The organism is Streptomyces sp. AF1A, assembly GCF_047340315.1.
Lineage (GTDB): Bacteria > Actinomycetota > Actinomycetes > Streptomycetales > Streptomycetaceae > Streptomyces.
The window spans coordinates 1-6,086 of record NZ_JBLEBI010000275.1 but is presented as its reverse complement, the minus strand read 5'-3'; the positions used below and the strand labels follow the sequence as shown (position 1 = coordinate 6,086).

Below are 6,086 nucleotides of genomic sequence, written 5' to 3'. Positions count from 1 at the left end.
CGCGGCCGGCGGCGTCCTCCCGGGCCGGCCCGCGCCCGATCCGGGCACGGGCGGTGGGTCCCGACAGAACGTCAAGCAGCGAGCACGGCACCGAGTTGCCGGAACTCCGCGCGACGGCCCGGAGAAACTCCGGTTCGGCCGCGACCAGTTCCGCCACGGACGGCCGCGCGCCCCGCGCGTCCCACTGGTCGCCGAGCGCGCGCCCAGTTCCGCCGCGGCCGGCGGTGGGCCCCGCGCGTCCCACCGGTCGCCGAGTTCCGCCACGGGCGGCGGTGGGCCCAGCACGTCCCACGAGTTCCGCCGTCGGCGGCCGAGCGCCCCGCGCGCGTCCAACCGGTCGCCGAGCGTGTCCCGTTGCCTCCCGGGACGGGCGAGAGGGGCGGCCCGATCGGCGTGGGCCGCCCCTCTCACTGGCCCGGACCCGGTACGGCGGGTCCGGGGTCACGGCGGCGGTCGATCCCGGTACGGCGGGTCCGGGGTCATGGCGGCGGTCGGTCCCGGTCAGGGGAGTCGGACCGGCCGCCGCCGCAGTCACTCCTGGTCGAGCAGGTCCTGGACCTTGGCGCGGACCTCGTCCGTGGCCAGACCCCGGATCGTCAGCGTCGTACGGCGGCGCAGCACGTCGTCCGCCGTCTCGGCCCACTCGTGGTCGCGGGCCCAGACGACCTGCGCCCAGATCTCCGGCGCGTCGGGGTGGACGCGCTCGGCCAGCTCCGGGTTCTCGTTCGCCAGGCGGGCGATGTCGAAGGCCAGGGAGCCGTAGTGGGTGGCCAGGTGCTTGGCGGTGTCGGCGGCCATGCGCGGGCCCGGCGCCGGATGGTCCGCCAGCAGGCGGTGGGCGACGGCACGCGGGTTGGCGACACCGGGCAGCGGGAGCTTCTTCGGCAGTGAGGAGATCGGCTCGAAGTCGTCGCCCAGCGGGTGACCCGGCAGCGACTCCAGCTTGCGCATCACCGTGCGGCCGATGTGCCGGAACGTCGTCCACTTGCCGCCCGCGACGGACAGCATGCCGCCCTTGCCCTCGGTCACCACCGTCTCGCGCTTGGCCTTGGCGGTGTCGCCCGGGCCGCCCGGCAGCACGCGCAGGCCGGCGAAGGCGTAGGTGATCAGGTCGCGCCGCAGCTGCTGGTCCCGGACGGAGAACGCGGCCTCGTCCAGGATCTGGGCTATGTCCTTGTCGTTGACGGACACGTCCGCCGGGTCGCCCTCGTACTCCTCGTCGGTGGTGCCGAGCAGCAGCATGTCCTCCCAGGGGAGGGCGAAGGTGATGCGGTACTTGTCGATCGGGGTGGCCAGCGCGGCCCGCCACGGGGAAGTCCGCTTCAGGACCAGGTGCGCACCCTTGGACAGGCGGATGGACGGCGCCGCGTTCGGGTCCTCCATCCGGCGCAGGTGGTCGACCCAGGGGCCGGTCGCGTTCAGCACCAGGCGGGCGTTGGTCCCGAACTCCTCACCGGACAGCCGGTCCCTGAGCTCGGCGCCGGTGACCCGGCCGTTGGTGAACCGCAGGCCGGTGACCTCGGTGTGGTTGAGGACGACCGCGCCCGCCTCGACGGCCGCGCGGACCGTCATCAGCGCCATCCGCGCGTCGTTCATCTGGTCGTCGCCGTACACGGCCACGGCCTTGAGGTTCTCGGTGCGCAGCTCGGGCACGTCCTGCGCCGCCTTGGCGGGGGAGAGCAGGTGGCCCACTCCGTCGCCGAACGCGGAGAGCGCGGAGTAGGCGAACACGCCCGCGCCGAGCTTCGCCGCGCCGTGCGGCCCGCCCTTGTACACGGGGAGGTAGAAGGTGAGCGGGTTCGCCAGGTGGGGGGCCACCTGGCGGGAGACCGCACGGCGCTCGAAGTGGTTCTCCGCCACCAGCTTCACCGCGCCGGTCTGCAGGTAGCGCAGACCGCCGTGGAGCAGCTTGGAGGAGGCGGAGGAGGTGGCGCCGGCGAAGTCGCCGGCATCGACCAGCGCCACCCTGAGCCCGGACTGCGCGGCGTGCCAGGCGGTGGAGATGCCCAGGATGCCGCCGCCGATCACAAGAAGGTCGTACGACGCCTTGGAGAGCTGCTCCCTGGTCTCGGCCCGGCTCGGGTTGGAGCCGGAGGCGGGGTGCGTCCCCAGGGCAGGCACGGACTGCAGGGTGGACTGACTGGTCATGTCGGGTACTTACTCCTCGTCAGAGCTGTCGGTGGGGCAGCTCAGCTCTCGTCCTCGATCCAGCCCATGGTCCGTTCGACGGCCTTGAGCCAGTTCTTGTACTCGCGGTCGCGGGTGGCCGCGTCCATCTGGGGGGTCCATTCGGCGGCCCGGCGCCAGTTGGCGCGCAGTTCGTCGGTGCTGGACCAGAAGCCGACGGCCAGGCCGGCGGCATAGGCGGCGCCGAGGCAGGTGGTCTCGGCGACCATCGGGCGCACCACGGGCGCGTCCAGCACGTCGGCGAGGGTCTGCATCAGCAGGTTGTTGGAGGTCATGCCGCCGTCGACCTTGAGGGCCACCAGCTCGTCGCCGGAGTCCTTGACCATGGCGTCGGCGATTTCCCGGGTCTGCCAGGCGGTGGCCTCCAGGACGGCGCGCGCGAGGTGCGCCTTGGTGACGTACCGGGTCAGACCGGCGATCACGCCGCGGGCGTCGGAACGCCAGTGCGGGGCGAACAGACCGGAGAAGGCCGGCACGAAGTAGGCGCCGCCGTTGTCCTCGACCGAGAGCGCGAGCGTCTCGATCTCGGCGGCGGTGGAGATCAGGCCCATCTGGTCGCGCATCCACTGCACCAGCGAGCCGGTGACGGCGATCGAGCCCTCCAGGGCGTAGACCGTCGGCTGGTCGCCGATCTTGTAGCCGACCGTGGTCAGCAGGCCGGCGTAGGAGTTGATGATCTTGTCACCGGTGTTCATCACCATGAAGGTGCCGGTGCCGTAGGTGGACTTGGTCTCGCCCTCGGAGAAGCAGGTCTGGCCGAACAGGGCCGCCTGCTGGTCGCCGAGCGCGGAGGCGACCGGGATGCCGCCGAGCACGTCGCCCAGCTTGCCGCCGGTGACCTCGCCGTAGATCTCGGAGGAGGAGCGGATCTCGGGCAGGATCTGCAGCGGCACGCCGATCGACTCGGCGATCTTCTCGTCCCACTGCATCGTGTGCAGGTTCATGAGAAGGGTGCGGGAGGCGTTGGTGACGTCGGTGACGTGCCTGCCGCCGTTGACACCACCGGTCAGGTTCCAGATGACCCAGCTGTCCATGGTGCCGAAGAGGATGTCGCCCGCCTCGGCGCGCTCCTTCAGGCCGTCGACGTTGTCGAGCAGCCAGCGGGCCTTGGGACCGGAGAAGTACGAGGCCAGCGGCAGGCCGGTCTCGCGGCGGAAGCGGTCCTGGCCGACGTTGCGCCCCAGCTCCTTGCAGAGGGCGTCGGTGCGGGTGTCCTGCCAGACGATGGCGTTGTGGACGGGCTCACCGGTGTTCTTGTCCCACAGCACGGTGGTCTCGCGCTGGTTGGTGATGCCGATGGCCTTGATGTCGTCACGGGTGATGCCGGCCTTGGCGATGGCGCCGGCGACGACCTCCTGGACGTTGGTCCAGATCTCGTTCGCGTTGTGCTCGACCCAGCCCGGCTTCGGGAAGATCTGCTCGTGCTCCTTCTGGTCGACGGAGACGATGCGGCCGTCGCGGTCGAAGACGATGCAGCGCGAGGAGGTCGTGCCCTGGTCGATCGCCGCGATGAACGGGCCTGCGGTGTGGGCGTCGGTCACTGTGTACTCCTGAAAGGATCCGTGGTGAGGGGGCTGTGGGTACGGCGCGTGCTCCGAGGTGTTCCTATGCGAAGGCGACGTTGTATATGCCTGCGGCGATGGCGCCGCCGATCAGCGGTCCGACCACCGGGACCCAGGCGTAGCTCCAGTCGGACCCGCCCTTGTTGGGCAGCGGCAGGAGGGCGTGCACGATGCGCGGGCCCAGGTCGCGGGCCGGGTTGATGGCGTAACCCGTCGGCCCGCCGAGCGACAGGCCGATCGACACCACCACGAGCGCGGTGATCAGACCGCCGAGGATGCCCAGGCCGTTGCCCTTGTCGTTCAGGCCCTGGGTGAGGACCGCGAGGATCAGCACGATGGTGCCGATGATCTCCGTGGCCAGGTTCTGCACGGCGTTGCGGATCTCCGGGCCGGTGGAGAAGACGCCGAGGACCGGGCCGGCGCCCTTCTCCTGGGCCTCGACGGCCTTGGCCGCGGTGGCCTGCGCGCCCGGACCGCCGACGATCTCCTTGTCGGTGAGGTGGGCGTGGAACTGGCCGTAGTAGGCGACCCACACCAGGGTTGCGCCGATCATCGCGCCGAGCAGCTGGCCTGCGAAGTAGACCGGAACGTTGCTCCAGTCGCTGTTCGTGATGGCGAGGGCGACGGTTACGGCCGGGTTGAGGTGGGCACCGGAAAGAGGTCCGGAGATGTACACGGCCGTCATGACGGCGAAGCCCCACCCGAAGGCGATGGCGAGCCAACCGGCGTTACGGGCCTTGGAGGCCTTCAGCGTGACGGCGGCGCAGACGCCACCGCCGAGCAGGATGAGCATGGCGGTACCGATGGTCTCGCCGATGAAGATGTCGGAGCTGGACACCCGCGACTCCTTTGTCCTTCGTCCAGGGGTAGCCGAACCCCGGTCCGCTGGGGTTCTGGCGCCCTCAGGGGGTGAGAGCGATGCCGGCCCTTGGCGTTGTCACACTCTAGCGCGTATTGCCGTTAGGTGTTCGACAATGCCGACCGATGGACGGAGTCTTGCTTTGGCGTTACACGTGCGTCAAGAGTTCTGTTATCGAAAACGGGATCGTTATTGATCGGCTTCGGCTATCGCCCTCCCCGTGCCGCCGTACCTTCTTGTCCCATTTGTCCATATCAGGGTATGGCGAGAGCCGGAACGCTGCCCGGCGTCCCGGTCAACCCCTGCCGAGCGCCCGGCTCAGAACCGTCCGGCGCCCAGGTCTCGGGAGACGGCGCGGGCGCAGTCGCGCACCGCGGCGATGAGTTCGGGACGCAGCTCGCCGTCCGGGCAGAGCCGCTCCACCGCCCCCGTGATGCCGACGGCGCCCACGGGCATCCGGCGCCGGTCGTGGATGGGCGCGGCGACGGACGCCACCCCCTCCCAGGTCTCCTCCACGTCGGCCGCGTAGCCACGCGCGCGCGTCATGTCGAGGATGTGCTCGAAGCCGTCGGCGTCGCACACCGTCCGGTCCGTGAAGGGCTTCCGGTCCGCCTCCAGCGCCTCGCTGTGCGCGACCGGGTCGTACGCGGAGAGCACCTTGCCCAGGGCGGTGGAGTGCAGCGGCTGCATGGCGCCGATCTCCAGCACCTGCCGGCTGTCGTCGGGCCGGAAGACGTGGTGGACGATCAGCACTCCCTGCTGGTGCACCACACCCAGATACACGCTCTCCCCGCTGGACCGTGCCAGGTCGTCGGTCCACACCAGGGCGCGCGCCCGCAGCTCGTGCACGTCCAGATAGGTCGTGCCCAGGCGGAGCAGCTCCGCGCCGAGCTGGTAGCGCCCCGAGGCGTCGTCCTGCTCCACGAACCCCTCCTGCTGGAGGGTGCGCAGAATGCCGTGGGCGGTGCCCTTGGCGAGGCCGAGCGACGACGCGATGTCCGACAGGCCGAGTCGCCGCTCGCCGCCCGCGAGCAGCCGCAGCATCGCGGCCGCCCGTTCGAGCGACTGGATGTTCCGTGCCATCGCCGTCCTGCCCTCCGTCCCCTTCGACTGCCCGCCCGCGGCTGAGCGCCGGCCGACCCTGTGTGAACCGCGGTCCTCCAGCGTCGTACGTCTCCGGTGCCGCCGTTCGGCAATGTCGAACACTACCGGTCCATGCCGACCTCCCGCCAATGGATCGGACGACACCTGTTACATCACACGTGACCTGCGCGTGGCGCCAGGGCCCCGCGTCCGCCTCGTGGACGCCGGTGCCCATCCGAGCCCGCTCCCGGTTACCCTGGCGCCGTGCGGCATTCCCGCCAACCCGGGGAAGCCGCATAGCCGACAGCCGTCGCAGCCCAGGGAGCCCCTTCATGGCCTCGTTGCCGCCGTCCCCTTCCGCCGACAGCCGGACCCGTGTGTCCGAGCTCCGAGAC

At 70.8% G+C, this 6,086-nt stretch carries 4 protein-coding genes and 1 pseudogene; all 5 read right to left on the bottom strand.

Features of this window, described 5'->3' with window-relative positions:
* A pseudogene (locus tag ACLU3S_RS35305) lies at nucleotides 1–196 on the bottom strand (GntR family transcriptional regulator); the annotation flags it as partial.
* 335 nt (nucleotides 197–531) lie between these two features.
* Nucleotides 532–2,148, bottom strand: a complete 1,617-nt coding sequence (locus ACLU3S_RS35300; protein ID WP_413956059.1) for an FAD-dependent oxidoreductase — start codon at nucleotides 2,146–2,148, stop codon at nucleotides 532–534.
* A gap of 41 nt (nucleotides 2,149–2,189) precedes the next feature.
* Nucleotides 2,190–3,728: a glycerol kinase GlpK gene (gene glpK / locus ACLU3S_RS35295; protein WP_413956058.1), complete on the bottom strand. Its 1,539-nt coding sequence runs from the start codon at nucleotides 3,726–3,728 to the stop codon at nucleotides 2,190–2,192.
* Between the two features lie 64 nt (nucleotides 3,729–3,792).
* A complete protein-coding gene (locus ACLU3S_RS35290; RefSeq protein WP_413956057.1) occupies nucleotides 3,793–4,587 on the bottom strand; it encodes an MIP/aquaporin family protein in 795 nt (264 codons plus the stop codon).
* A 339-nt stretch (nucleotides 4,588–4,926) separates the two neighbouring features.
* Complete coding sequence (locus ACLU3S_RS35285; protein WP_413956056.1) at nucleotides 4,927–5,691, bottom strand: IclR family transcriptional regulator; 765 nt, start codon at nucleotides 5,689–5,691, stop codon at nucleotides 4,927–4,929.
* Nucleotides 5,692–6,086 lie beyond the last annotated feature (395 nt).

Coding starts and splice junctions, on each gene's coding strand:
- ACLU3S_RS35300 (WP_413956059.1), bottom strand. CDS start 2,148: ATGACCAGTCAGTCCACCCTGCAGTCCGTGCCTGCCCTGGGGACGCAC.
- ACLU3S_RS35285 (WP_413956056.1), bottom strand. CDS start 5,691: ATGGCACGGAACATCCAGTCGCTCGAACGGGCGGCCGCGATGCTGCGG.